20 protein-coding genes are annotated in these 24,387 nt (G+C 40.4%); 11 read left to right on the plus strand and 9 right to left on the minus strand.

From position 1 onward, the window contains the following. Positions 1-82: 82 nt before the first annotated feature. Entirely contained in the window at positions 83-1,438 is a 1,356-nt protein-coding gene (gene gorA / locus ED622_RS18240; protein ID WP_122036478.1) for a glutathione-disulfide reductase, read from the minus strand. Between the two features lie 247 nt (positions 1,439-1,685). Next, entirely contained in the window at positions 1,686-2,525 is an 840-nt protein-coding gene (locus ED622_RS18245; RefSeq protein ID WP_122036479.1) for a 23S rRNA (adenine(2030)-N(6))-methyltransferase RlmJ, read from the minus strand. A gap of 152 nt (positions 2,526-2,677) precedes the next feature. Here ED622_RS18245 and prlC point away from each other — a divergent pair, with 152 nt between their 5' ends. Further along, on the plus strand, positions 2,678-4,720 hold the full coding sequence (prlC, locus tag ED622_RS18250; RefSeq protein ID WP_122036480.1) for an oligopeptidase A: 2,043 nt from the start codon (positions 2,678-2,680) through the stop codon (positions 4,718-4,720). A 165-nt stretch (positions 4,721-4,885) separates the two neighbouring features. On the opposite strand, the gene cyaY is transcribed toward prlC, so the two are convergent. Further along, positions 4,886-5,200, minus strand: coding sequence for an iron donor protein CyaY (gene cyaY, locus ED622_RS18255; protein ID WP_122036481.1), 315 nt, complete (start codon positions 5,198-5,200; stop codon positions 4,886-4,888). An 81-nt stretch (positions 5,201-5,281) separates the two neighbouring features. Between cyaY and ED622_RS18260 the strand changes: the two genes are divergently transcribed. The 5 genes from ED622_RS18260 (at position 5,282) to xerC (ending at position 9,235) form a co-directional block, all read left to right on the plus strand. Next, positions 5,282-5,401: a lipoprotein gene (locus ED622_RS18260; protein WP_080889821.1), complete on the plus strand. Its 120-nt coding sequence runs from the start codon at positions 5,282-5,284 to the stop codon at positions 5,399-5,401. 69 nt (positions 5,402-5,470) lie between these two features. Continuing rightward, complete coding sequence (gene lysA / locus ED622_RS18265) at positions 5,471-6,724, plus strand: diaminopimelate decarboxylase (protein WP_122036482.1); 1,254 nt, start codon at positions 5,471-5,473, stop codon at positions 6,722-6,724. A gap of 78 nt (positions 6,725-6,802) precedes the next feature. After that, positions 6,803-7,633 (plus strand): diaminopimelate epimerase, encoded by an 831-nt coding sequence (gene dapF / locus ED622_RS18270; protein WP_122036483.1) that lies wholly within the window; start codon positions 6,803-6,805, stop codon positions 7,631-7,633. Then, entirely contained in the window at positions 7,630-8,331 is a 702-nt protein-coding gene (locus tag ED622_RS18275) for a DUF484 family protein (RefSeq protein WP_122036484.1), read from the plus strand. The genes dapF and ED622_RS18275 overlap by 4 nt, the downstream gene beginning before the upstream one ends. Then, positions 8,324-9,235 carry a tyrosine recombinase XerC gene (xerC, locus tag ED622_RS18280; protein ID WP_122036485.1) on the plus strand — a complete coding sequence of 304 codons (912 nt, stop codon included), beginning with the start codon at positions 8,324-8,326 and terminating at the stop codon, positions 9,233-9,235. Before ED622_RS18275 ends, xerC begins: the two co-directional genes overlap by 8 nt. A 170-nt stretch (positions 9,236-9,405) precedes the next feature. Here xerC and ED622_RS18285 read toward each other — a convergent pair whose 3' ends face one another. Both ED622_RS18285 and ED622_RS18290 read right to left on the minus strand, forming a co-directional pair. Then, positions 9,406-10,203, minus strand: a complete 798-nt coding sequence (locus ED622_RS18285) for a Cof-type HAD-IIB family hydrolase (RefSeq protein WP_122036486.1) — start codon at positions 10,201-10,203, stop codon at positions 9,406-9,408. Positions 10,204-10,323: 120 nt separating this feature from the next. Beyond that, positions 10,324-11,301 (minus strand): alpha/beta fold hydrolase, encoded by a 978-nt coding sequence (locus tag ED622_RS18290; RefSeq protein ID WP_122036487.1) that lies wholly within the window; start codon positions 11,299-11,301, stop codon positions 10,324-10,326. Positions 11,302-11,639: 338 nt separating this feature from the next. Here ED622_RS18290 and ED622_RS18295 point away from each other — a divergent pair, with 338 nt between their 5' ends. Next, on the plus strand, positions 11,640-12,857 hold the full coding sequence (locus ED622_RS18295; RefSeq protein ID WP_122036488.1) for an EAL and HDOD domain-containing protein: 1,218 nt from the start codon (positions 11,640-11,642) through the stop codon (positions 12,855-12,857). A 93-nt stretch (positions 12,858-12,950) separates the two neighbouring features. Here ED622_RS18295 and ED622_RS18300 read toward each other — a convergent pair whose 3' ends face one another. The 4 genes from ED622_RS18300 to hslR form a co-directional block, all read right to left on the minus strand. Then, complete coding sequence (locus ED622_RS18300) at positions 12,951-14,927, minus strand: AsmA family protein (protein ID WP_122036489.1); 1,977 nt, start codon at positions 14,925-14,927, stop codon at positions 12,951-12,953. 179 nt (positions 14,928-15,106) lie between these two features. Continuing rightward, complete coding sequence (gene pckA / locus ED622_RS18305; protein WP_122036490.1) at positions 15,107-16,732, minus strand: phosphoenolpyruvate carboxykinase (ATP); 1,626 nt, start codon at positions 16,730-16,732, stop codon at positions 15,107-15,109. Positions 16,733-17,070: 338 nt separating this feature from the next. After that, on the minus strand, positions 17,071-17,946 hold the full coding sequence (gene hslO, locus ED622_RS18310) for an Hsp33 family molecular chaperone HslO (RefSeq protein ID WP_122036491.1): 876 nt from the start codon (positions 17,944-17,946) through the stop codon (positions 17,071-17,073). A 51-nt stretch (positions 17,947-17,997) separates the two neighbouring features. Continuing rightward, positions 17,998-18,399 (minus strand): ribosome-associated heat shock protein Hsp15, encoded by a 402-nt coding sequence (hslR, locus tag ED622_RS18315; RefSeq protein ID WP_122036492.1) that lies wholly within the window; start codon positions 18,397-18,399, stop codon positions 17,998-18,000. Between the two features lie 280 nt (positions 18,400-18,679). On the opposite strand from hslR, the gene gspC reads away from it, so the two are divergent. The 4 genes from gspC (at position 18,680) to gspF (ending at position 24,368) form a co-directional block, all read left to right on the plus strand. Further along, positions 18,680-19,588, plus strand: a complete 909-nt coding sequence (gene gspC / locus ED622_RS18320) for a type II secretion system protein GspC (RefSeq protein ID WP_122036493.1) — start codon at positions 18,680-18,682, stop codon at positions 19,586-19,588. Positions 19,589-19,665: 77 nt separating this feature from the next. Then, a complete protein-coding gene (gene gspD / locus ED622_RS18325) occupies positions 19,666-21,651 on the plus strand; it encodes a type II secretion system secretin GspD (protein WP_162922574.1) in 1,986 nt (661 codons plus the stop codon). Continuing rightward, positions 21,651-23,150 carry a type II secretion system ATPase GspE gene (gspE, locus tag ED622_RS18330; RefSeq protein WP_122036494.1) on the plus strand — a complete coding sequence of 500 codons (1,500 nt, stop codon included), beginning with the start codon at positions 21,651-21,653 and terminating at the stop codon, positions 23,148-23,150. The genes gspD and gspE overlap by 1 nt, the downstream gene beginning before the upstream one ends. Continuing rightward, positions 23,151-24,368, plus strand: coding sequence for a type II secretion system inner membrane protein GspF (gene gspF, locus ED622_RS18335; RefSeq protein ID WP_122036495.1), 1,218 nt, complete (start codon positions 23,151-23,153; stop codon positions 24,366-24,368). Positions 24,369-24,387 lie beyond the last annotated feature (19 nt).

Raw genomic sequence — 24,387 nt, forward strand, 5'->3', positions numbered from 1 at the left:
AAACCTGATTAAATAAAACAAAAACGCCGCCAATATTAACTATTGGCGGCGTTTTTTATAATCAAAACAGTCTAAAAATAGACTATCTCATAGTAACAAATTCTTCAGAACCTGTTGGGTGGATAGCGACAACGGCATCGAAATCAGCCTTAGTTGCGCCCATCTTCATTGCTACTGCAAAACCTTGGATCATTTCATCAACGGTGAAACCGATACCGTGTAGGCCAACAACTTTCTCGTCTTCACCAGCACATACTAGCTTCATCTTACAAGGCTGACGGTGCTTAGTTACCGCTGTGTACATCGCTGTGAAGCCTGATGTGTACACTTTTACGTTGTCTTTGCCGTATTGCTCATCAGCTTCTTGTTCAGTAAGACCAATTGTGCCAATCGGTGGGTGGCTAAACACAACAGTAGGAACTAATGTGTAGTCCATTTTTGCGTTTGTTTGACCGTTGAATAGACGCTCAGACAATAAACGACCGGCTTTAACCGCGATAGGTGTTAGCTCAATGCCGCCTTCCATGATATCACCTACACAGTAGATGCCTTTTACGTTAGTTTCTTGGTATTCATCAACTTTGATGTAACCGCGATCGTTAGTAGCAACGCCTGTGTTTTCTAGGTTGATTGCGTCAGTCGCAGGGTGACGACCAATTGCCCAAATTAGGGTATCAACGTTTTGTGTTTCACCATTTTCTAGGTGAAGTGTTAGGCTACCATCGGCTTCTTTAACCACTGCTTTTGGTACAGAGTGAGTATGAAGTGTAGGGCCTTCTGTGTTCATTACTTCCACTAGCGTATCGATGATCATTGGATCAAAGCTACGTAATGGTGATTCTTTACGGCAGAAAAGGTGAGTTTCAGTGCCTAGAGAGTGAAGAACACCTGCGATTTCAACTGCGATGTAACCTGCACCAATAACAGCAACACGTTTTGGTTGCTCCATTAGCTCAAAGAAACCGTTTGAATCGATACCGTGCTCAGCACCTGGAATATTTGGGATTGATGGACGGCCACCAACAGCAATAAGGATATGATCCGCTGTGTAGTGTTCGCCATTCACTTCAACTGTGTTTGCATTAACAAACTTAGCAAAGCCTTTAATTACGTTTATTTTATTGTTACCAAGAACGCGATCGTAAGATTGGTGAATACGACCAATGTACGCTTGGCGGTTTTCAACCATTTTGCTCCAGTTGAATTTTTTCAGTTCAACATCAAAGCCGTAATCTTCAGCGTATAAATTAATTGCTTCAGCAACTTGTGCACCGTGCCACATTACTTTTTTAGGAACACAGCCCACGTTTACACACGTGCCGCCAAGCTCTTGTGCTTCAATAAGAGCAACTTTTGCGCCGTGCATAGCCGCACGGTTTGCTGATGCGATACCGCCAGAACCACCGCCGATACAGATATAATCAAAATGCGTAGCCATTACTTTCTCTCCGATAGGTTTTATACCAATGCTAATAATTATCTAATTATATTGGTGTTAATTTTTTTAATACTATGTATGAAATGCGACCAAATTTTTCTTTTTCAAGGCCTACGAGGTTTCAAAAGCTTGAGAATTCAGATCGCTTCGCTTGCAGAGTTCAGAGGTGTTTGTTGAGAGTGAGCGCCTCCCGCTACCTATTCTGAACTCTTTAAGGGAGCTTGCGACCGAACTGAATTCTTAGATCTTATTCCGGAACAATCCACTCGACTTTAAAGTGACCTGTTGCTGGTGCAATTGCTTCTTTCAAGAAAGGCAAAATTTCTTTCATTTGGCTTTCTAATTTCCATGGTGGATTAATGACGATCATGCCAGATGCGGTCATGCCACGCTCGTTAGTATCAGCAGAAACACCTAATTCAATTTGTAGGATATTACGAATACCAAGACCTTCTAATCCTTCGATCATATCTTCGATATCACAGCGATTAACCACAGGATACCAAATTGCATAAATGCCCGTTGCCCAGCGTTTATGGCTTTGAGCAATTGCAGTCACAACATCACGGTATTCTTTTGCAAGCTCATAAGGTGGGTCGATTAGGACTAATCCTCGGCGCTCTTTTGGTGGAAGGCTTGCTTTTAGTCGTGCAAAGCCGTCTTCTTTATAAATAGACACTTGGCGATCACGGTGAAACTCTTGCTCAAGCAGAGGGTGGTCGGCAGGGTGAAGCTCGGTTAATACCATGCGGTCTTGACGACGCAGGTGAGCACGACCAACACGAGGTGAACCTGGGTAGTAACGCAGTTCTTCACCGTCGTTTAATTCAGTGATGGCATTTAGGTAGCTTGTGATCTCTTCAGGAAGATCAGTTTGCTCCCAGATGCGAGCGATACCTTGCTTGTATTCGCCTGTCTTTTCAGACCATTCATGCGTTAAATCGTAACGACCAACCCCTGAATGGGTGTCGTGATAAACAAATGGCTTATCTTTTTGCGTTAATGAATCAAGGATAAGGCTTTGTACAATGTGTTTAACCACATCGGCATGGTTGCCTGCATGAAAACTGTGACGATAACTTAGCATGGATGAACTCTCACTATTGGAATCACATGATTATACCCAAGTTTACCGCTCAATGTGTGTACTCTTGCATCAGCCATTGAAATTTTATCCATTAAGCACCATCTTTAAGGGATAAGCCGATCCTAAAAACGAAAAATAGAAAAGGAATGAATATGTCTAACCCGTTATTAACCTTTACTGATTTACCGCTGTTTTCTCAAATTAAGCCTGAGCATATTCAGCCTGCGGTAGAACAAGCCATTGCCGATTGTCGCGCTAAAGTGGAAGAAGTATTAGAGTCTGATGCTGCGCCAAGTTGGGAGAGCATAATTATTCCTCTGGCTGAAACCGATGATCGCCTAAGTCGCATTTGGTCACCAGTGAGCCATTTGAACTCAGTGCAAAACAGTGAAGCATTGCGTGAAGCGTACGAAGCGTGTTTACCTGCGTTATCTGAGTACGGCACGTGGGTAGGCCAACATAAAGGATTGTACGAAGCGTATAAATCAATTAAAGAGAGTGAGACGTTTGCAACCCTGTCTCAAGCTCAACAAAAAACAATGGTTGATGAGCTGCGTGATTTTGAATTATCAGGCATTGGCCTACCGGCAGATCAACAAAAACGCTACGGTGATATCAGCAAGCGTACCTCAGAATTAAGTTCAAACTTCAGCAACAACGTGCTTGATGCAACCATGGGTTGGTCAAAACATATTACTGATGAAGCGGAATTATCTGGCTTGCCAGAATCTGCAATGGCAGCAGCAAAAGCCGCGGCAGAAGCGAAAGAGTTAGACGGTTGGTTACTGACACTAGAAATGCCATCGTACATTCCAATCATGACTTATGCTGATAATAAACCACTGCGTCGTGAAATTTACGAAGCGTTCGTGACTCGTGCATCAGATCGCGGTCCAAACGCAGGTAAATGGGATAACACCGATTTAATCTCTGAAGAGCTGCAACTTCGTCATGAAGTATCACGTTTATTGGGCTTTGCTTCTTACAGTGAAAAATCATTAGCAACCAAAATGGCAGAAAGCCCAACTCAAGTACTGGGCTTTTTAAATGATTTAGCAGCGAAAGCGAAACCACAAGGTGAGCGCGAAGTTGAAGAGTTAAAAGCCTTTGTAAAAGAAGAGTTTGATATTGATGAGTTAGATCTGTGGGATGTGACTTATTACTCTGAAAAGCTAAAACAAAAGCTATACCAGATCTCAGATGAAGAGTTACGTCCTTATTTTCCTGAATCAAAAGCCGTCTCTGGTCTATTTGAAGTATTAAACCGTTTGTTTGGTATGACGGTAGTTGAGCGTGAGGGTGTTGATGTATGGCATGAATCAGTGCGTTTCTTTGATATCTTTGATTCTACCAATACCTTACGTGGTAGTTTTTACTTAGATTTATACGCGCGTGAGCACAAACGTGGTGGCGCATGGATGGACGAGTGTCGTGTCCGTCGTATTACTGAAAATGGCGAACTGCAAACGCCAGTTGCATACCTAACGTGTAACTTCAATAAGCCTGTTGGTGGTAAACCAGCGCTATTTACTCATGATGAAGTGGTTACTTTATTCCACGAATTTGGTCACGGTATTCACCACATGCTAACGCAAATTGATGTGGCGTCAGTGTCTGGTATCAATGGCGTGCCTTGGGATGCGGTTGAATTGCCAAGTCAGTTCTTAGAAAACTGGTGTTATGAAGAAGAAGCATTGGCGTTTATTTCTGGTCACTATGAAACGGGTGAGCCACTGCCAAAAGAGATGCTAGATAAAATGCTTGCTGCGAAAAACTTCCAATCAGCGATGTTTATCCTGCGTCAGCTAGAGTTCGGTATGTTCGATTTCACGTTGCACACAAATTATGATCCTGATTTAGGTGCAAAAGTCTTAGAAACGCTGGCTGAAGTAAAAGCGAAAGTAGCGGTATTACCAAGTGTTGAGTGGAACCGTTTTTCTCACAGCTTCGGTCATATTTTTGCGGGTGGCTACGGTGCGGGTTATTACAGCTACCTATGGGCAGAAGTATTATCAGCGGATGCATTCTCTCGTTTTGAAGAAGAAGGCATTTTTAATACAGAAACAGGCCAAAGTTTCTTGAATAATATTCTTGAAATGGGTGGCAGTGAAGAGCCAATGGAACTGTTCAAACGCTTCCGTGGTCGTGAGCCACAAGTAGATGCAATGCTGCGTCATGCGGGTATTGGAGCTTAAGGTTTCAGGCCGCTTCGCTTGCAGGGTTCAGGAAGAGCAATAAAATCCTCCTGAATCCTGAATCCTGAATCCTGAATCCTGAATCCTGAATCCTGAATCCTGAATCCTGAATCTCAAGCTCCTCTGAACTCTTCAAGGGAGCTTGCGACCGATCTGAACTCTGCTTTAAGCCCACTCAATCTCTTCATCTGCATGCTTTTGACACTCTTCTTTGACCATCTCGATAAATTCCATGCCCGTCTTAGAACATGTCCATTTCTCATCAGTATAAGCAAAGTGGAAGCCGCCAGATTTTGATGCTAACCAGATTTCGTGCATTGGTTCTTGTTTGTTGATCACGACTTGGCTGCGGTTTTCAAATTCTAATGTTAAAACGTTACCCGTGATAACTGGTTCAATATCGGCACCAGATTCATCAATCATATCTTCGATTAATTGCAGTTTTGCATCGACTAACTCGTGAAATTCAGTGTTATTCATCTTATTTATCCTATTGCTTTTCTTGGCTGTGGTGCGATTATAGAGAGCATAACCAGATATTAACACTAATGGTAAAATCTTATGCAAAAAAGAGTGATGGCGTTAATGCTATTGAGTGCCTTAACGCTGGCAGGTTGTGGTCAAACGGGTTCGTTGTACATGCCTGCAGATGACGCACCAAAAACAGAAGTAGCAGAATAATTTATTTGTAGTCAGTGTATTTGAATAATCACTGGCTAATAAACACTGAACTAGACAAGGAAGACGACATTGGATTATTTCAATTATAAGGATGATGGACAACTTTGGGCTGAAGAGTTACCGGTTGCACAATTAGCTGAGCAGTATGGCACGCCATTGTATGTATATTCTCGTGCGACATTAGAGCGCCACTGGAATGCATTTGATAGCTCGGTAGGTGAACAACCTCATCTTGTATGTTACGCCGTAAAAGCGAACTCAAATATCGGCGTGTTAAATGCACTTGCCCGTCTAGGTTCAGGGTTTGATATTGTGTCTCAAGGTGAACTTGAGCGTGTTGTGGCTGCCGGTGGCGATCCAACTAAAGTGGTTTTTTCTGGCGTTGGTAAAACGGCTGATGAAATGCGCCGAGCACTAGAGCTAAAAATTAAATGCTTCAATGTTGAATCAGAACCAGAGCTTGAGCGCTTAAATGCGGTTGCTGCTGAAATGGGGGTAATTGCACCTATTTCACTGCGTATTAATCCAGATGTCGATGCGAAAACACACCCATATATTTCAACGGGCTTGCGTGATAATAAGTTTGGTATCGCGTTTGATCGTGCTCCTGAAGTATACAAATTTGCACAAACCCTATCGAACTTAGATATCCAAGGTATTGATTGCCATATCGGTTCTCAGTTAACGGATATTACGCCATTCATTGATGCCACAGATCGTCTTCTTGCCTTGATTGATGATTTAAAAGCACAAGGTGTCAATATTCGTCACCTTGATGTGGGTGGTGGTTTAGGTGTGGTTTATCGTGATGAGTTACCGCCGCAGCCATCAGAATACGCAACCGCATTATTAAGTCGTTTAGTGGGCCGTGAAGATCTTGAATTGATTTTTGAACCAGGTCGTGCGATTGCAGCAAATGCCGGTATCTTGGTGACTAAAGTTGAATTCTTAAAGCACACTGAGCATAAAAACTTTGCCATTATTGATGCGGCAATGAATGACTTGATGCGTCCTGCATTATATCAAGCGTGGCAAGATATCGTGCCTGTGGCTCCTCGTGAAGGTGAAGCGCAAAGCTATGATTTAGTTGGGCCTATTTGCGAAACTGGTGACTTCTTAGGTAAAGACCGTGATCTAGTTCTCGAAGCTGATGACTTGCTTGCGGTTCGTTCGTCTGGAGCCTATGGTTTTGTGATGTCATCAAACTATAATACGCGCACTCGCGCAGCAGAAATAATGGTTGATGGGGACCAAGTTCATCTTGTACGTAAACGAGAAGAGTTAAGTTCTTTATGGGAACTAGAATCCATCTTACCAAACTAACTTAGATTAAAGAGCAAGCAGCTTAACGTTACTTGCTCTTTTGGTATTCAACCTAAAATATAAAAAAGAAGAACAACTATGCACTTTCATTTTTCTAAAATGCACGGGCTTGGCAATGACTTTATGGTGGTTGACTGCTTAACTCAAAATATTTTCTTTTCACCAGATTTAATCCGTCGCCTAGCGGATCGTAACCGTGGTATTGGTTTTGATCAGCTATTGGTGGTTGAAGCTCCCTATGATCCTGAAACTGATTTTCACTATCGTATTTTTAATGCTGATGGCACAGAAGTAGAGCAATGTGGTAACGGCGCTCGCTGTTTTGCACGTTTCGTTCGAATGAAAGGCTTAACCAATAAAATCAGCATTTCAGTGAGCACCAAAAAAGGTAAAATGACGTTAAAAGTGGAAGATGATGATCAAATAACGGTAAACATGGGTGAACCAGTATTTGAACCAAATAAAATTCCATTTAAAGCCACTCAAGCTGAGAAAACCTATTTACTACGAGCAGAAGATAAAACACTTTTCTGTGGTGCGGTAAGTATGGGTAATCCACATTGTGTCACCGTGGTTGATGATGTTGATAATTATGACGTTGATAAATATGGTCCGTTAGTCGAAGGGCATGAGCGTTTTCCTGATCGTGTGAATGCGGGCTTTATGGAAGTTATTTCACCGAATGAAGTGAAATTACGTGTTTATGAGCGTGGCGCTGGTGAAACTCAAGCGTGTGGAAGTGGCGCGTGTGGTGCGGTTGCTATTGGTATCATGCAAGAATTATTAGGTGAAGACGTTAAAGTCTCTTTGCCTGGCGGTGATTTGCAGATTTCATGGAAAGGCCCAGGTTACCCATTGTTCATGACTGGTCCTGCAGCCCATGTTTATGATGGTCAATTATCAATATGAATGACGTAACATCAATCGAACCGCAACCCACTCAACTTACTGAAGACGTTGTTGCTCAATTTTTAATGGACCATCCTGATTTTTTTCAGCAGCATCCAGAGTTACTTGGACGAATTAAAGTAGACACGCCTGAGCGAGGCGTGGTTTCTTTAGTTGAAGTTCAAGTCAGTAAATTGCGTGATCGTATCGGTGACTTAGAAGAAGAAATTACTCAACTCATGTCACTTGCAGCAAAAAATGATCGTCTATTTCATGATTTTGCTAATATACAAAAACAATTATTACTGTGTAAGGATTTTTCTCAAGCGGCAAAAATTATCGAGCAAAAAGCACTTTCTCTAGATTTAACCGCGCATATTAAAATCATTGATCATTCTCATCCTAAGTATCATGTGGATAAAACCGCACTCGATAATTTTATTAAAAAGTTTTTGAATGGACACTCTGCGTATTTAGGTCGCTTACGTAAGGCTGAGCGTGATAGCTTATTGGCCTATGGTGGGCTTGACCACTCAAGTGCGGAGCTAGGCTCGTTTGCTATCCTTCCATTAGGTCAATCTCAACCTATTGGGGTGATGGCGTTTGCTAGTCGTGATGGCCGGCATTTCGAACCAAATATGGATACCTTATTTTTAGAACAGCTGGTTAGTGTTTTCCATTATTTATTAATGCAATGGTCGAAATCTTCTCATGAGTGATGTACTTCCTCTTCAATATTCCAAACACCTTGATGCCTTTTATGAATTTTTACGTAATGAAAAAGGCTTAAGTATTTATACTCAACGCAGTTATAAGCGCCAACTAACAACGATTGCTGAGCAACTGGTTGAGTTAGGCGTAGAGTCTTGGCAAGACGTCGATGCGGGTTGGGTACGTCAAATTACCAGTAAAGGCATGCGAGAAGGACTGAAAGCGAGTAGCTTATCCACTCGATTATCTTCACTGCGCAGTTTTTTTGATTTTTTAGTATTACGAAATATATTAGCGGCCAACCCTGCGAAAGGGGTTTCTGCACCTCGTAAATCTCGTCCATTACCAAAAAATATCGATGTGGATGAGATGGGGCAGTTACTTGAAGTAAACGAAGATGATCCATTATCGATTCGTGATCGTGCCATGATGGAACTCATGTATGGTGCTGGTTTACGTTTGGCTGAATTAGTGGGTATTGATGTTCGTGATATTCAATTACGCCAAGGCGAATTACGCGTCATTGGTAAAGGCGATAAAGAACGTAAAGTTCCTTTTTCAGGTCAAGCGAAAGAGTGGTTAGGGCATTGGTTACAAGTTCGAAATCAACTAGCAAAACCAGAAGAGCCAGGGTTATTTGTCTCTAAATTGGGTGTTCGTATTTCGCATCGAAATGTGCAAAAAAGAATGGCTGAGTGGGGAATGAAACAGGGGGTCAATAGTCATATTAGCCCACATAAATTACGTCACTCATTTGCAACCCACATGCTTGAATCGAGTGGCAATTTACGTGCCGTTCAAGAGTTACTTGGGCATGAAAATATTTCTACTACGCAAATTTATACCCATTTAGATTTTCAACATCTTGCTCAAGCGTATGACCAAGCGCATCCAAGAGCGAAGAAAAAATAATTTATTCAACGGGGTATCTAGATTGATATCAAGTATAAAAAAGCCAGATGCGTATTATTACGTATCTGGCTTTTTTATACTTGATTGTTTTTACTATGAACTTAGGTAACCATTTGTTTTTAAATAACAGTTAACTATTTGGCCTATGATAGGCTAAGTAGTCTGTACGCTTATTTTAACAGTAGGTTTTCTAAGTAATGAGCAACGGCTTCGTCGGCAGATGAGCCGATAACTTCATTATTTGGTAGGGCTTTTTTTACTTTCTCATGCGATGTTCCCATCACGATTCCTTTACCAGCCATATGCAGCATTTCATAATCATTCATGCCATCACCAAACGCGATGCAGTTATCTAATGTCTTACCAAGTAACTTAGCAACAGCCTCTAATGCAGCGCCTTTAGAGACTTCTGAAGCCATCACTTCTAAGCACCAAGGGGTTGAGAAAGCGACCATTAATTGATCGCCAAATTGTGCTTTTAGCTTAGTTTCATATTGCACCAAATATTCATGCTCTGGCATGGTCACGAAGATTTTTGCCATGTTTTCAACCGGTGGGTTTTCAACATCAAATAAAGTGTAAGTGAAACCACTGTCATGGAATTCTTTTAAGCTTTCATCTTCTTTATGCATAAACCATTTATCGTCGGAATACATATGAATAGATAAAGAGTCATCATTTTTTAGTAGGTCTAATACTTGCGGAACTAAATGCTCAGGCAGGTTTTTACTGTAAATAAGATTGTCATCAGCATCGTGAACGCGAGCACCATTGGATGTGATCATGTAAGCAGGAATGCCCACATCGTTACGAATATTGCCCACATCAATGTGGTGACGACCCGTTGCAAAAATAAAGGTCAGGTCTTGTTGGTGCAGTTTATTAAGTGTTTTTTTTGTGAAGTCTGCAATTTTGTGTTCAGGAGTCAGTAGCGTGCCGTCAAGATCAGATGCAACGATAGTAATCATAAAGCCTCAGAAATAAAGAATAGATTTAAAAATAACTGAGTTCAGTTTACGTCACTTTATAAAGAAAAAAGAGGGTAAAGATAACAATATTGCTTTTCCTCTTTTTACTTTAGTAAGGCATCACATTTCTGATGATGAACTATGATGTTGGAAAAAGTTGAGGATCTCCGAGAGTGCTTGATTACGGCAACTATCGGATTCAAAAAGTAATTCGTGTTTTGCTTTTTGAATTGTGATTAATTGGCAATCTGGGGCTTTTTTTTGAAAAGCGACATGAGCATTATTATCTACAATGCGATCGTTTTCTCCCTGAAGTAATAAAGTAGGCACCAAGCAAGATGCGGCTTGCTCGACACAAAGTTTTGACCCTTTTAAACTTTGATTTACCCAGTGATTACTTGGGCCACCGATCTGAAGCTCAGGCTTTAGGTTGTATAATTCACGGAACCATTGATAGCGAATTTCACAGGTGGTTAATGTGTTATCTAAAAACGGTTTTTCCTGGTAGGGAGCTTGACCTAAAGCGTAAGAAGGCTGTGAAGCCCAACGACTTAAATAGCGACTTATTGGGCCTGCAATTGGTTTTAACCAAGGCTGAATATGAATGCCGTGCATTGGTGCGCTTAATGCCATTGCGGAGTATGGATGTGAGTGAGTTTCTGCATACTGAGTAGCAATTGCACCGCCCATCGAGTGACCAAGTAAATAACAATCTTGGTAGTCTTCAGGTGTAATTAGGTATTGAGTCATGTTGTTTAGGTCGAGAATATAATCATTGAAGTCTTCGATATGCCCAATATCTTGATTGTCTGTTAGTCGTTCTGACAGGCCTTGCCCGCGGTGATCAAATGAATAAATATCATAACCCTGACAGAAAAGGTCATAAAACAGCTCTTGGTATTTATGAACACTTTCAATGCGTCCGTTGACGACCATAATAGCTTTGCGGTTGGCTGGACTGGTAAAACTTACCCAATGCAGTTGTGTCGATTTTTCACCTTGATAAAAGCCGTGTTGGCGTCTTTCCCAAAAAGGAGTAACGTCATTTTTCATGGTTTCAAGATAATGTGATTCTTGAATAAAGGTGGTTTCTTTCATTAGGCTCACAACATAACAGTAAATAGTGGGTTGTTGTTATTATATACCCAAGTGAAGTTAAGTTGGAGAATTCGGGGTTTATCCCTCTTTGTTACTCCAAGAAAAAGGACAAAATCTCTTATTCGCAATTTTTAATCCAGTTTCTATAGCAGTAATCGCACATTCTGACTATTTCTTGGCTGTTAATTAACCAAACGTATGTTTTTTTTTATGCTATTCGATTATGATGCGTATAAATAAACTTACCATTTGTCGTTCTTTTTCTTAAGATTTGGATGATTATGCCGATAATTATCTTTATGACACTTGTACTTGTAACAGGATATCGCTTTTAAGTTATGTATGCATACGTTGCCCGACAACCGATCCTGAGTCGGAAAAAACAAACGATAGGCTACGAGCTACTTTTCCGTGATGGTGAAAGTAATGCGTTTCCTAATATAGAAGCAAATCAAGCAACGAGTCGATTGTTAGTTGAAAACTTTATGTCGACGGGTTGTAATCCTGCATTAGAATCGCCACGTAGTTTTATTAATTTCCCCCAAGAGTCATTGATATCTCTAGTTCCAACGTCTTTCCCTAAACGTAAGATTGTCGTCGAAGTATTAGAAACTTGTACCCCTAATGATGAGCTGTTTAGTGCGATTAAGCATTTACATCGAATGGGTTACATTATTGCTCTGGATGATTTTAGTTTAGATACCGCATGGGACCGTTTTTTACCTTATTCACATATAGTTAAGCTAGACATTATGCAATTAGGCATTGAAGTCGCATGTGAATACGTTAAACAACGAAAACAGCAGGGCTGTAAGCGTCATTACTTAGCCGAAAGAGTGGAAACTAATGAAGAGTTTCAATTGGCGTTTGATGCTGGTTTTCATTTTTATCAAGGTTACTTCTTCAGTAAGCCTGAGATCATTAAAAATCGCGTTGTAAAACCAGAAGAATTCCTTACGATGCAGCTGTTTCAAGAAGTGTGCCGCGAAGAGGTTAACTTTGTCCGAATAGAACAGCTTATTGCGCAAGATGTTTCTTTGTCTTATCAATTACTGAAATTTGTAAATACAGCGTCAGCACGATTAGAGAATCCTATTTCATCGTTTAAGCAAGCACTGGTTTATCTTGGTGAAGAACAAATAAAAATGTTTGTAACCTTAATTGCGACAGCTCATGCTGCGATAAATAAACCAAAAGAGCTTTATAAGCAGTCGTTAGTGAAAGGGCGTTTTTGTGAATTAATGATCTGTCGTATTCAAAATGGTACGCCAGGACAGCAAGCCTTTATTGTGGGCTTATTTTCACTGCTTGATGCACTACTTGATCGCAAGCTTGATGATGTTTTAGAGCAGTTATCTTTAAGTCACGAAATTGAACAAGCGATTTTACTTCGTGTTGGTTTGCTTGGTTCAATGCTAGAGCTGTATGAAAGTTTAGATGTCGGTGATTGGGAAGAGATAGATAAAACGAGTCGATTATTGGGTTTTTCATCTAAAACGGTAGAGAAAACCTATCAAGATGCAGAGCAGTGGTATCAATCAATTCTCGCTAAGTAGTTAAATAACTAGACAAAAAAGCCCCATTAATCGTACATCTTATTTAAGTGTGCGATTAATGGGGCTTTGTTATTTAGGTATTATGATTTTTTATTACTGGCAATAATTGATAATTTGAACTTCTTTTGAAAAGAGTTTTTGTTTTAATTGGTGGCACTCTTGTGTAATTGAAGTGATGGCTTCTGCCTGCTCTGGGTTTACTAAATCGTAATCCCCTTCAATGTTGTAGTTAAAACCTTCCCCAGTAATCATAATCGGCTCAATGGTAATACGCCCACGGTTTGCTGTAACCGTGATCGGGTCAACATGTATTGGATATTGTGCTACAGGTACTTTTTCTTGAATCTTTTCTTTAGTTTCGAGAGAGGCATTAGGTTGATCGTTATCAGGAATTAATCCTAACTTATATTGCCACAATTCTTTTGCTGTCTTTGTTGTGATCATTTCTCTTGGGATGACATTCAATTCACCATTAAAACTGTAGTTAAAACTGTCTCTATTTACAGCTAATCCATTGCCATTAAAAGTGAATTCAGTGAGTCCATCAAGAGGGATTGGATTTGAGATAAAATGGCTAAGATAACTAACGGGTAATCCATCGCCATACGCCTCAAGTTGCCAAGGTTGACTGTCTTGCATCAATTGAATGCTACCAGTAAAGCCAATAAGTCCTTCAGGTAAAGGAAGTAGTGCACGTTCGATTGACCATAATCCATTTACTGTATTCATTTCTATCAATAATTGCTGACTTAACAAGTAATTGAAGCTTGCATTAGAGGCGCTAATTGAAAGTTTACCATCCCATAACCCCCATTGTGCATAGCGTAATAAATCGAGATCATTACCTTCAACGTTTACGCCTGATAATTGATAAGGGTAAAGGCTATTTAATTGAATCAGTTGAACATTATTGAAATCTATTTTCGCCACTTTTACTTCGATTAACTGCTTTATATATTGATTAAACGCTTGGGCTTCCTCATCAGTGACGATCCACTTTATTTGTTCCGCCGTAAAGGTTTTTAGGTTAATGGCATTTTGAGACACCTGACCTGAAAGTTGAATATTGCCATCAAAGATATCGAGAGACAGATTAGTGATGTCTGCTTTTTTACCATTAAGAGTTAAATTAACAATTGGGTTTTCAATAAGATGTTGATTCCAAACCACGCTGTCGGCATTAAAGGAAATCGCAGCCTCGCTTTGTTGCCATAAATGATAAGGAAGCAGTACATTTTCAGCAGATAAACTTAAATTGTTTACGCTAAATTGGGGTAACTCCACATTAATGTCTAGTAAATCAATACGCTCAAATTGGTAGGTGAAACCTTGTTGAGTTAACCAATTTAATGGTTTCCCTATTATGTCTGCATTATCAGATTCTAAATTAAAATTACGTAGCGTAAATTGAGGGATAACCCATAAGGTATTTTCTTTTAGTTCTGCTTGAGCGGTAATCGTACTGTCTCGCCAAATAAAAGAAAGGCCATGTAACGCGGTGTAATTTTCGCTGTAATAGCCATCGATTAATACGTCATTAAGTGCTTCGCCTTGCCAGTACAATTGTTGTGTTGAAAACTGAAAACTGCCTTCAAAAGGAATTGCCGTATTTTCTTGTACTGACCAATTGGTGAGTTGGATTTGTGCGTCACGAAGCACGACGTCTTCATTAGCAAAGTCCAAGTTAGAAATACTTAATTGGTTTATTGAAATCCAATGAATACCTTCATTTGTTGGAAGTCCGTTTTGTAAGCTCAAACCATCAATTTTGATACTATCAAAAGCCAATTTTCCTTTTTTTATTGGATGTTGAGAAAGCCAAAAATCAACCTGTTGGATCTGTAATAAGTGATCTTCTTGAATAATCGTGACGTCAGAGAGCGTGAGATATAAAGGAGATTGAATAGAGTAATCTATGCCACCAAAAGTGACCTTTTGATCAGTGATCTTATTGATAAGGGGGGTTAATACCGGCTGTGCGTAAGGTGTATGCAAAAGGGATAAAAATGCGACCACAAGTAGTAGGCAAAAAGAGATAAGCCAACCAAGGCTTTTCAGTGTGGTGTACATTGTTAACTCCAAAAGAGAAATAGGAATAGAAAGAGTGGAGTAAAAATCAAATGCAATCAAGTTATTGTGATGGTTTACTTAGAGGTAATCACTGTTTTGCACTGTTGTTTGAACTGATTGCATAAAAAAGCCCTTCACAATGGAAGGGCTTGAATTTATCGATGTATTTACTAGATAATTTAGTTAAGTTGAGGACCTGCTTTAATTAGCGCCTTACCTTCGTCATTATCTGTGTATTGAGCAAAGTTTTTAATGAAACGCTGAGCTAGATCTTCAGCTTTGCTGTCCCATTGTAGTGGGTCAGTGTAAGTATCACGAGGATCTAAGATTGAGGTATCAACACCTGGTAATGATGTTGGTACTTCTAGGTTAAATACTGGAATGTTTTTGGTTTCAGCGTGGTCGATTGAACCATCTAAAATCGCATCAATAATTGCACGAGTATCTTGGATAGAGATGCGTTTACCTGTGCCATTCCACCCTGTATTTACAATGTATGCTTCTGCGCCAACTGCTTCCATTCGTTTTACAAGAACTTCGGCGTATTGTGTTGGGTGCAGTGTTAAGAACGCCGCGCCAAATGCTGCTGAGAACGTTGGTGTCGGCTCAGTAATACCACGTTCAGTACCTGCTAACTTAGCAGTAAAACCTGAAAGGAAGTGGTACTTAGTTTGTTCTGGCGTTAGTTTTGCTACAGGAGGTAGAACACCAAATGCATCTGCGGTTAAGAAAATAACTTTATTTGCATGGCCTGCTTTTGATACTGGCTTAACAATATTATCGATGTGATAAATTGGGTAAGAAACACGAGTGTTTTCAGTTTTAGAGCCATCATCAAAATCAATAGTGCCGTCACTACGAACAGTTACATTCTCAAGTAGAGCGTCACGGCGGATCGCATTGAAAATATCAGGTTCAGCTTCTTTCGATAGGCGGATTGTTTTTGCGTAACAGCCCCCTTCAAAATTGAAGATACCGTCATTATCCCAACCGTGTTCATCATCACCAATGAGTTGGCGTTTTGGATCGGTTGAAAGCGTAGTTTTACCTGTACCTGATAAACCAAAGAATACCGCAACATCACCTTCTTCACCCACATTTGCAGAACAGTGCATTGATGCAATGCCTTGCAGTGGAAGAAGGTAGTTCATCATTGCGAACATGCCTTTTTTCATTTCACCGCCGTACCAAGTACCACCGATGATTTGTACGCGCTCTGTTAAGTTGAAAGCAACAAAGTTTTCCGAATTTAATCCGTGTTCTACGTAATTAGGGTTGGTTGCTTTTGCACCGTTCATTACCACAAAATCGGGTTCAAACGTTGCTAGCTCTTCTTCTGTTGGTCGAATGAACATGTTTTTTACGAAGTGTGCTTGCCATGCCACTTCCGTAATGACTCGAACACTCAAACGAGTATCAGGGTTTGCACCGCAATAACCGTCAATAACAAATAGGCGCTTACCAGAAAGTTGCTCTGTGACTAGGGCTTTTAGATCATCCCAAACTGCTGGTGTGATAGCTTTATTGTCGTTTTTACCTTGATCAGACCACCACAGTGTATCTTTTGTCGTGTCATCTTTTACGATGTATTTATCTTTTGGTGAACGGCCAGTAAAAATACCAGTATCTACCGCAACTGAGCCAAGCTCTGTCATTACACCACGCTCATAACCTTCTAGGTCAGGACGTGTTTCTTCTTCGAACAGTTGGTCATAACTTGGGTTACGGAGAACATCAGTAACATTGGTTAGACCATGTTGAGTAAGATCGAGCTGTGCAGCCTTTTTATGTTCCATAACAGTCATAGGAGCTCCTTAAAGGAATTTTGTAGGGATTTTTAATATTTCTAATTATTTGTATTCTGCTAATCATGCTAACAATGCGGTAAATTGAAAACAGGGAGATGAATCATAAAATAACCATAAAGTAGTAGTGGTTATTTAATCGCCATCACAAAATAGCAATAGCCCTATTCTACTCTTAAAGAAATCGTTTGCGCTAGATGTAATTGATTATTATTTAAACAAAATTAAGTGTGGATAAGTGGAATTAAAAAGGTGTTTGATATCAAATTTAGTTATAAAAAAAGCCAACCTAATGGCTGGCTTTTCGACAAAATAAGTAACTTATTCTGTATGGTAAATTAATGAACGGTGTCATTACCTTTTGTCGCGTCTTCAAAAATATTCGCAACATCGATACTGTCAAAATCGTAGCTTGTGCCACAGTAATCACAATGAAGAGAAACTTTGCCTTCTGTTTTTACGATGTCATCAACTTCAGCTCTTTCAATCGTAACAATTGCACCTGCGCTGCGCTCACGAGAACAACCACAGAAGAACTCAACATGTTGAGGTTCAAATAATTGCACTTTATCTTGGTTGTATAAACGATATAAAACGTCTTCGCCTTCTAGGCCAAATAGCTCTTCGTTTTTAATCGTATCAGTCAGTTGTTCTAGATGTTCGAAGTCATCTGCAGAGCCAGTGCCGTCAGGCATAACTTGCAGTAGCATACCAGCAGCGTGAGGTTTGCCTTCAAATTCACCTAGGCGTAACCATAAGCGAGTTTTTAATTGCTCAGAACGTTCAAAGTAACCTTCAAAACAAGCAGCTAAATCTTTACCGTCAAGTGCAACAACACCTTGGTAACGCTCACCATCTTTTGGTGCGATAGTAATAACTAGGTAACCTTTACCCATTAATTGGTGCAGTGTGGCATCATCAGAAATTTCGCCATCAAAGCGAGCGACACCACGAACCTTTTGATCGTTATCGCCATTAATTACTACAAGAGAAACAGGACCGTCACCTTGAAGTTGAAGGGTAATTGAGCCTTCAAATTTTAATGTTGCAGTTAATAGCGTGGTTGCAACTAATAGCTCACCCAAAAGGTTTTGTACTGCTTTAGGGTATTCCTTGCTAGAAATGATTTGTTGGTAAGCATCGTCTAATTGAACAAGTTCACCACGAACAGATAAATCTTCAAATAGGTAACGATGCAATGTGTTATTTGCCATGAAATACTCCAGCAATTGTATTAAGGGTTGTTGTCGCTCACAGTATAGTGATTATTGTTGCTTGAATCTCATGATATCACGTCGCTGTTTTTTATCTGGACGTTTATCAGGATGTGGGCTGCCAAGAGAATTGAGTTTGCGTAATTTTGCATTCTCTTCACGATGCTTAATGCTACTTTCTGTTTCTTTATAAAGCGTTTGTGCAACAGGGGCACCGCGACGTTGATCTGAAAGGATTTCAATAACCACGACGATTTCTTCGTTGTTGCCTTGGCGAAGTTTAACTTCTGCTCCAACGTCTACTAATTTACTTGGTTTAGCTCGTTGGCCATTATAATGAACTTTACCGCCATCAACCATATTTCTCGCAATAGAGCGAGTCTTGTAAAAACGAGCAGCCCAGAGCCATTTATCGAGTCTGATGCCATCGTTGGTATTAGATTTTGAACTCATTATGCCTACCTAATGTCTTACTTCTCTGCTTATTTAATGGTGTCAGGAATTTTTTTTTCAATCTTTTGAGGAGAATTAATCAAAATTCATAAGCAACTAGAGTTATTAATGAGAAATAATGCTCTAATAACGAGTTCCCCCTCTTTAATTACGTGATATGTCTTCGAGTAATTCAATAAAACGACATTATTCTCGGTAATTATGCGGTGATATTTTATAATTCATACTGACATCAACTATTTAATTGACTTTGTAACATAGAAAGGAAGCTCTGAGCCTAATGATAGCTAATATGAAAATAGAAAAAATTTCTCAATATTGGTCGGTATATCAATCTACGATATCTAAAAGTTTAACTGTTGTGTTGGTTGCTTGTTTTGCGTGGATTTGTGGCTCTCTCTTTTGGTCGATGCTTGCTCCTCAAACTTCTGTTTCTCAATGGCAGCCTAAAGCTGTGGTTGTCGCTAATACGCAAAAGAAAAATGGAGATGACTCTTTATCTGGTTTATTGAATAGCCAAGTGTTTGGGCATTTTAATACAGAGAAAAAAGTTGAGCAGCCAAAAATAGTTGAAGTGAAAGACGCCCCTAAGACTCGCTTAAATTTAACCCTAGCAGGTGTCGTTGCCAGTTCTAAGCCTACATTGAGTTTGGCGGTTATTGCGAATCGAGGAAAACAGAATACGTACGGTATTGATGAGACGATTGATGGAACGCGTGCAACCGTAAAAGCGATCAGTGTCGATCGCATTATTATCTCTAATAATGGCCGTGATGAAACTTTAATGTTAGAAGGCATTGAGTACACAAAAATCTCAACAGAGAGAAATAGTACGGGTAGTTCTGGCACCGTGTTGGGAAACAATCGTCAAAACTCTAATCAAGACGAACTGGATAATATTCGTAAAGAAATGGCGAAAAACCCACAATCGGTATTGAAATACATTCGCCTATCTCAAGTGTCTGATAATGGAAAAATCACGGGGTATCGTGTTAATCCAGGTAAAGACCGTAAATTATTTGATTCAGTTGGCTTTAAGCCAGGTGATATAGCGACCAGCTTAAATGGGATTGATTTAACTGATCCTGCCGCAATGAGTGCATTGTGGAAAAACATGTCGGAAATGACAGAGCTTAATTTAACCGTTCAGCGTGACGGTCAACTACATGACATTTTTATCGGTTTGTAACGGATAAATAAGAAAATGAATAAGGGTATATTGTGAAAAAGTGCATAGGCAAGGGAGCCTTATTACTTGCGGGCAGCATGATGTGGACATCGGCTATTGCAAATGACTTTAGTGCTAGCTTCAAAGGGACGGATATTCAAGAGTTCATCAATATTGTGGGTCGAAACTTAGAAAAGACTATTATTGTTGATCCCTCTGTTCGTGGCAAAGTAGATGTTCGTAGCTATGACTTATTAAATGAAGAGCAATACTATCAGTTCTTTTTAAGTGTACTTGAAGTGTATGGCTACGCTGTTGTTGAGATGGACAGTGGCATTTTAAAAGTCATTAAAGATAAAGACGCTAAAACCTCAGCCGTTCCAGTACTTGGTGCAAAAGACAAAATTACAGGTGATGCAGTAATTACTCGTGTTATTGCCGTTCGTAATGTCTCTGTGCGTGAGTTGTCTCCTTTGTTACGTCAGCTAAATGATAATGCCGGTGCGGGTAACGTTGTGCACTATGATCCTGCCAATATCATTATGATCACAGGTCGTGCGGCGGTGGTAAATCGCTTAGCGGAAATTATTGAACGTGTTGACCAAGCTGGCGATAAAGAAATTGAAGTCGTGGATTTACAAAATGCCTCTGCCGCTGAAATGGTACGTATTGTTGATGCGCTAAATAAAACCACAGAAGCGAAAAATACCCCTGCTTTTTTACAGCCTAAATTGGTTGCAGATGAGCGCACGAACTCGATTCTTATTTCGGGTGATCCAAAGGTACGCAATCGTCTTAAAAAATTAATTAAGCAGCTTGATGTTGAAATGGCGACTAAAGGTAATAACCAAGTTGTCTATTTACGTTATGCCAAAGCAGAAGATTTGGTTGATGTATTAAAAGGGGTTTCTGATAACTTAACCGCGAGTAAAGGTGGTTCTCAAAAAGGTGGTTCAAGTAATCGCAGTGATGTGATGATCTCTGCTCATACTGATACCAATGCCTTAGTGATCACTGCGCCGCCAGATGTAATGCGTGCAGTAAAAGACGTGATTGCTCAGCTAGATATTCGTCGTGCTCAAGTCTTGATTGAAGCCTTGATAGTTGAATTAGCCGAAGGCGATGGCGTTAATTTAGGCGTGCAATGGGGCAACCTAGAAACTGGAGCTATGATCCAATACAGCAATACCGGTGCATCAATTGGTGCCACTATGGTTGGTTTGGAAGAAGCAAAAGACACAACAACAACAACCGCTGTTTATGATGAAAATAATAAATTTTTACGTAATGAGACGACGACTGAAAAAGGTAGCTATGACGGATTAGCTACTGCTCTTAAAGGCGTTCAAGGTGCTGCAGTCAGTGTCATGATGGGGGATTGGGCGGCATTGATTACTGCCGTATCGACTGATTCAAACTCTAACATTCTGTCATCACCGAGTATTACCGTAATGGATAATGGTGAAGCGTCATTTATTGTCGGTGAAGAAGTTCCAGTATTAACGGGATCTGCATCAGGCTCAAATAATGACAATCCATTCCAAACAGTTGATCGTAAAGAAGTCGGTATCAAGCTTAAAGTTGTGCCACAAATAAACGAAGGTAACTCAGTTCGTTTAGATATCGAACAAGAAGTGTCTAACGTATTGGGTGCTAATGGTGCGGTTGATGTGCGTTTTGCTAAACGTCAGCTGAATACGTCAGTGATGGTTGAAGATGGCAAGATGCTTGTTCTTGGTGGTTTGATTGATGAGAGAGCACTAGAGAGTGAATCGAAAGTTCCTTTCTTGGGTGATATTCCTATCTTAGGTTACCTATTTAAATCAACCAGTACGCAAGTTGAGAAGAAAAATCTAATGGTGTTTATCAAGCCAACCATTATTCGTGATGGCATGACGGCTGATGGGGTCACTCAACGTAAATATAACTACATTCGAGCAGAGCAATTGTATAACGCTGAGAAAGGTTTGAAGTTGATGGATGACGCCCATATTCCGGTATTACCTAAATTTGGTAAAGAGGTTAATCATCCAGCAGAGATCCAAGCGTTCTTCGAACAATTTAGCGAAGATAAGGAAAAATAATGGCGGATACGTTATTTCCTGAATCTTCAGCAATGCTGCGTTTGCCTTTTTCTTTTGCAAAAAGGCATTCTGTAGTTATTGAAGCAAGTTCTGAAGGCTGGGTGCTGTATTACGCGCTCACCCCTTCGCCAATAGTACTGTGTGAAATTCGTCGAGTATGTAAATCAGGTTTTTCGTTAATTCAATTAACCAAAGAAGAATTTGATACCAAGGTAACTCAAGTCTATCAACGTAACTCGTCAGAAGCGCAACAGCTGATGGAAGATATTGGTGCCGATAATGACGATTTCTTCTCTCTGGCTGAAGAGCTGCCTGATAATGATGATTTATTAGAATCAGAAGACGATGCTCCCATCATTAAATTGATCAACGCCATGTTGGGTGAAGCAATTAAAGAGGGTGCATCAGATATTCATATTGAGACGTTTGAAAAAATATTGTCGATTCGTTTCCGTGTTGATGGTGTATTGCGTGATGTTTTGAGTCCAAGCCGTAAATTGGCGCCACTGTTGGTATCGCGTGTAAAAGTGATGTCGAAACTTGATATCGCGGAGAAGCGTGTCCCTCAAGATGGCCGTATTTCATTGCGTATTGGTGGTCGAGCGGTTGATGTACGTGTTTCTACCATGCCATCTTCCCATGGCGAACGTGTGGTAATGCGTTTATTAGACAAAAATGCGACTCGTTTGGACTTAAATAGCTTAGGTATGTCGGCTGAAAACCATAAAAACTTTCAGCACATCATCAAGCGTCCTCATGGCATTATTTTGGTTACTGGCCCAACAGGTTCAGGTAAATCAACCACGTTATATGCCGGTTTAGGGGAGTTAGACAGTTCTCAATCGAATATTCTAACCGTAGAAGATCCAATCGAATTTGATATTGATGGCATTGGTCAAACCCAAGTTAATCCAAAAGTAGACATGACGTTTGCTCGTGGGTTACGTGCCATTCTTCGTCAAGATCCCGATGTGGTGATGATAGGTGAGATCCGTGATTTAGAAACCGCAGAAATCGCCGTTCAAGCTTCATTAACCGGCCATTTAGTGATGTCGACACTTCACACCAATACGGCGGTGGGGGCGATCACTCGTCTGCGTGATATGGGAATCGAACCTTTCTTAATTTCATCCTCTCTACTTGGTGTACTTGCTCAACGTCTGGTCCGTACTTTATGTAAGGAGTGTAAAGCACCTTATCAAGCCGATGACGAGCAGAAAAAACTCTTTAACTTATCTGCTTCGGATAGCTTGGTTCTTTATAAACCGAAAGGCTGTGATCACTGTAATGGCAAGGGCTATCGTGGGCGTACCGGCATTCATGAGTTACTGGTTGTAAATGAGAAAGTTCAAGAGTTGATCCACAAAGAGGCTGGCGAGCAAGAGATTGAAAAAGAAGTTCGTGGTACCACTCGTGGGATTCAGCAAGATGGTTTATTAAAAGTACAACAAGGGATCACAACACTGGAAGAGGTGATGCGAGTCACTCGGGAAGGGTAAATGGCAGCCTTTGAATACAAAGCATTAGAAAAAACAGGCAAGCAGAAAAAAGGCGTCATGGAAGGCGATAATGCACGCCAAGTTCGCCAACGGTTAAAAGAACAAGGTCTAATTCCAGTTGAAGTGATTGAAACCAAATCAAAGCAGCAAAAGAGTGCTTCTCAAGGATTAAGCTTTAAGCGTGGGATTAGTGTTAACGATTTATCATTGATCACTCGCCAATTAGCGACCTTAGTTCAAGCGGGAATGCCATTAGAAGAGTGTTTAAAAGCCGTCGCAGAGCAAGGTGAAAAAGCCCACATTCGCAGCATGATGATGGGAGTTCGTTCTAAAGTGATAGAAGGGTATCCGTTGGCAGAAAGCTTTGCTGATTACCCGCATGTCTTTGATGAACTGTTTTGCTCAATGGTGGCTGCCGGTGAAAAATCAGGCCATTTAGATACGGTGTTAAACCGCTTGGCTGATTACGCTGAGAATCGGCAAAAGATGCGCAGTAAATTACAACAAGCGATGATTTATCCAATCATGCTGACGTTAATTGCGATTGCGGTTATCTCTTTTTTACTTGCGACGGTAGTACCGAAAATTGTTGACCAATTTGTGCAAATGGGACAAGGCCTACCGACAGTAACTGAAATATTATTGGCAGCCAGTAACTTTGTTGTTCATTGGGGTTTATTGGTTGTGATTGTAGTGGTGCTCTTTATTGTTGGCGTGAAGTGGTTACTCACTAAGCCTCATTTGCGTTTAGCGTGGGATAAAAAAATCTTACGCTTACCTGTTGTTGGCAAGGTGGTTCGTGGATTGAATACCTCTCGTTTTGCTCGTACGTTATCGATCTGTACCTCAAGTGCAATTCCATTATTGGATGGGATGAAAGTAGCGGCAGATGTAATGAGTAATCAATACTTTAAGCAGCAGATATTAGAAGCGGCAGATAATGTGCGTGAAGGGGCGAGCTTACGTATCTCGTTAGAACAAACAAAGTTGTTTCCACCAATGATGCTTCATATGATCGCAAGTGGTGAGCAAAGTGGTGAATTAGAGCAAATGTTAACGCGTTCAGCTGATAACCAAGATCGTGATTTTGAATCTCTGGTTAATATGGCTCTGGGTATTTTTGAACCTTTACTGATTGTTTTTATGGCCGGCATCGTACTTTTTATTGTTGTCGCGACATTAATGCCAATCATTGAACTAAATAATTTAGTCGGGTAGTGAGTAGTTACTATCCTTT

It is taken from the genome of Aliivibrio sp. EL58, from assembly GCF_900312675.1.
Taxonomy (GTDB): domain Bacteria; phylum Pseudomonadota; class Gammaproteobacteria; order Enterobacterales; family Vibrionaceae; genus Aliivibrio.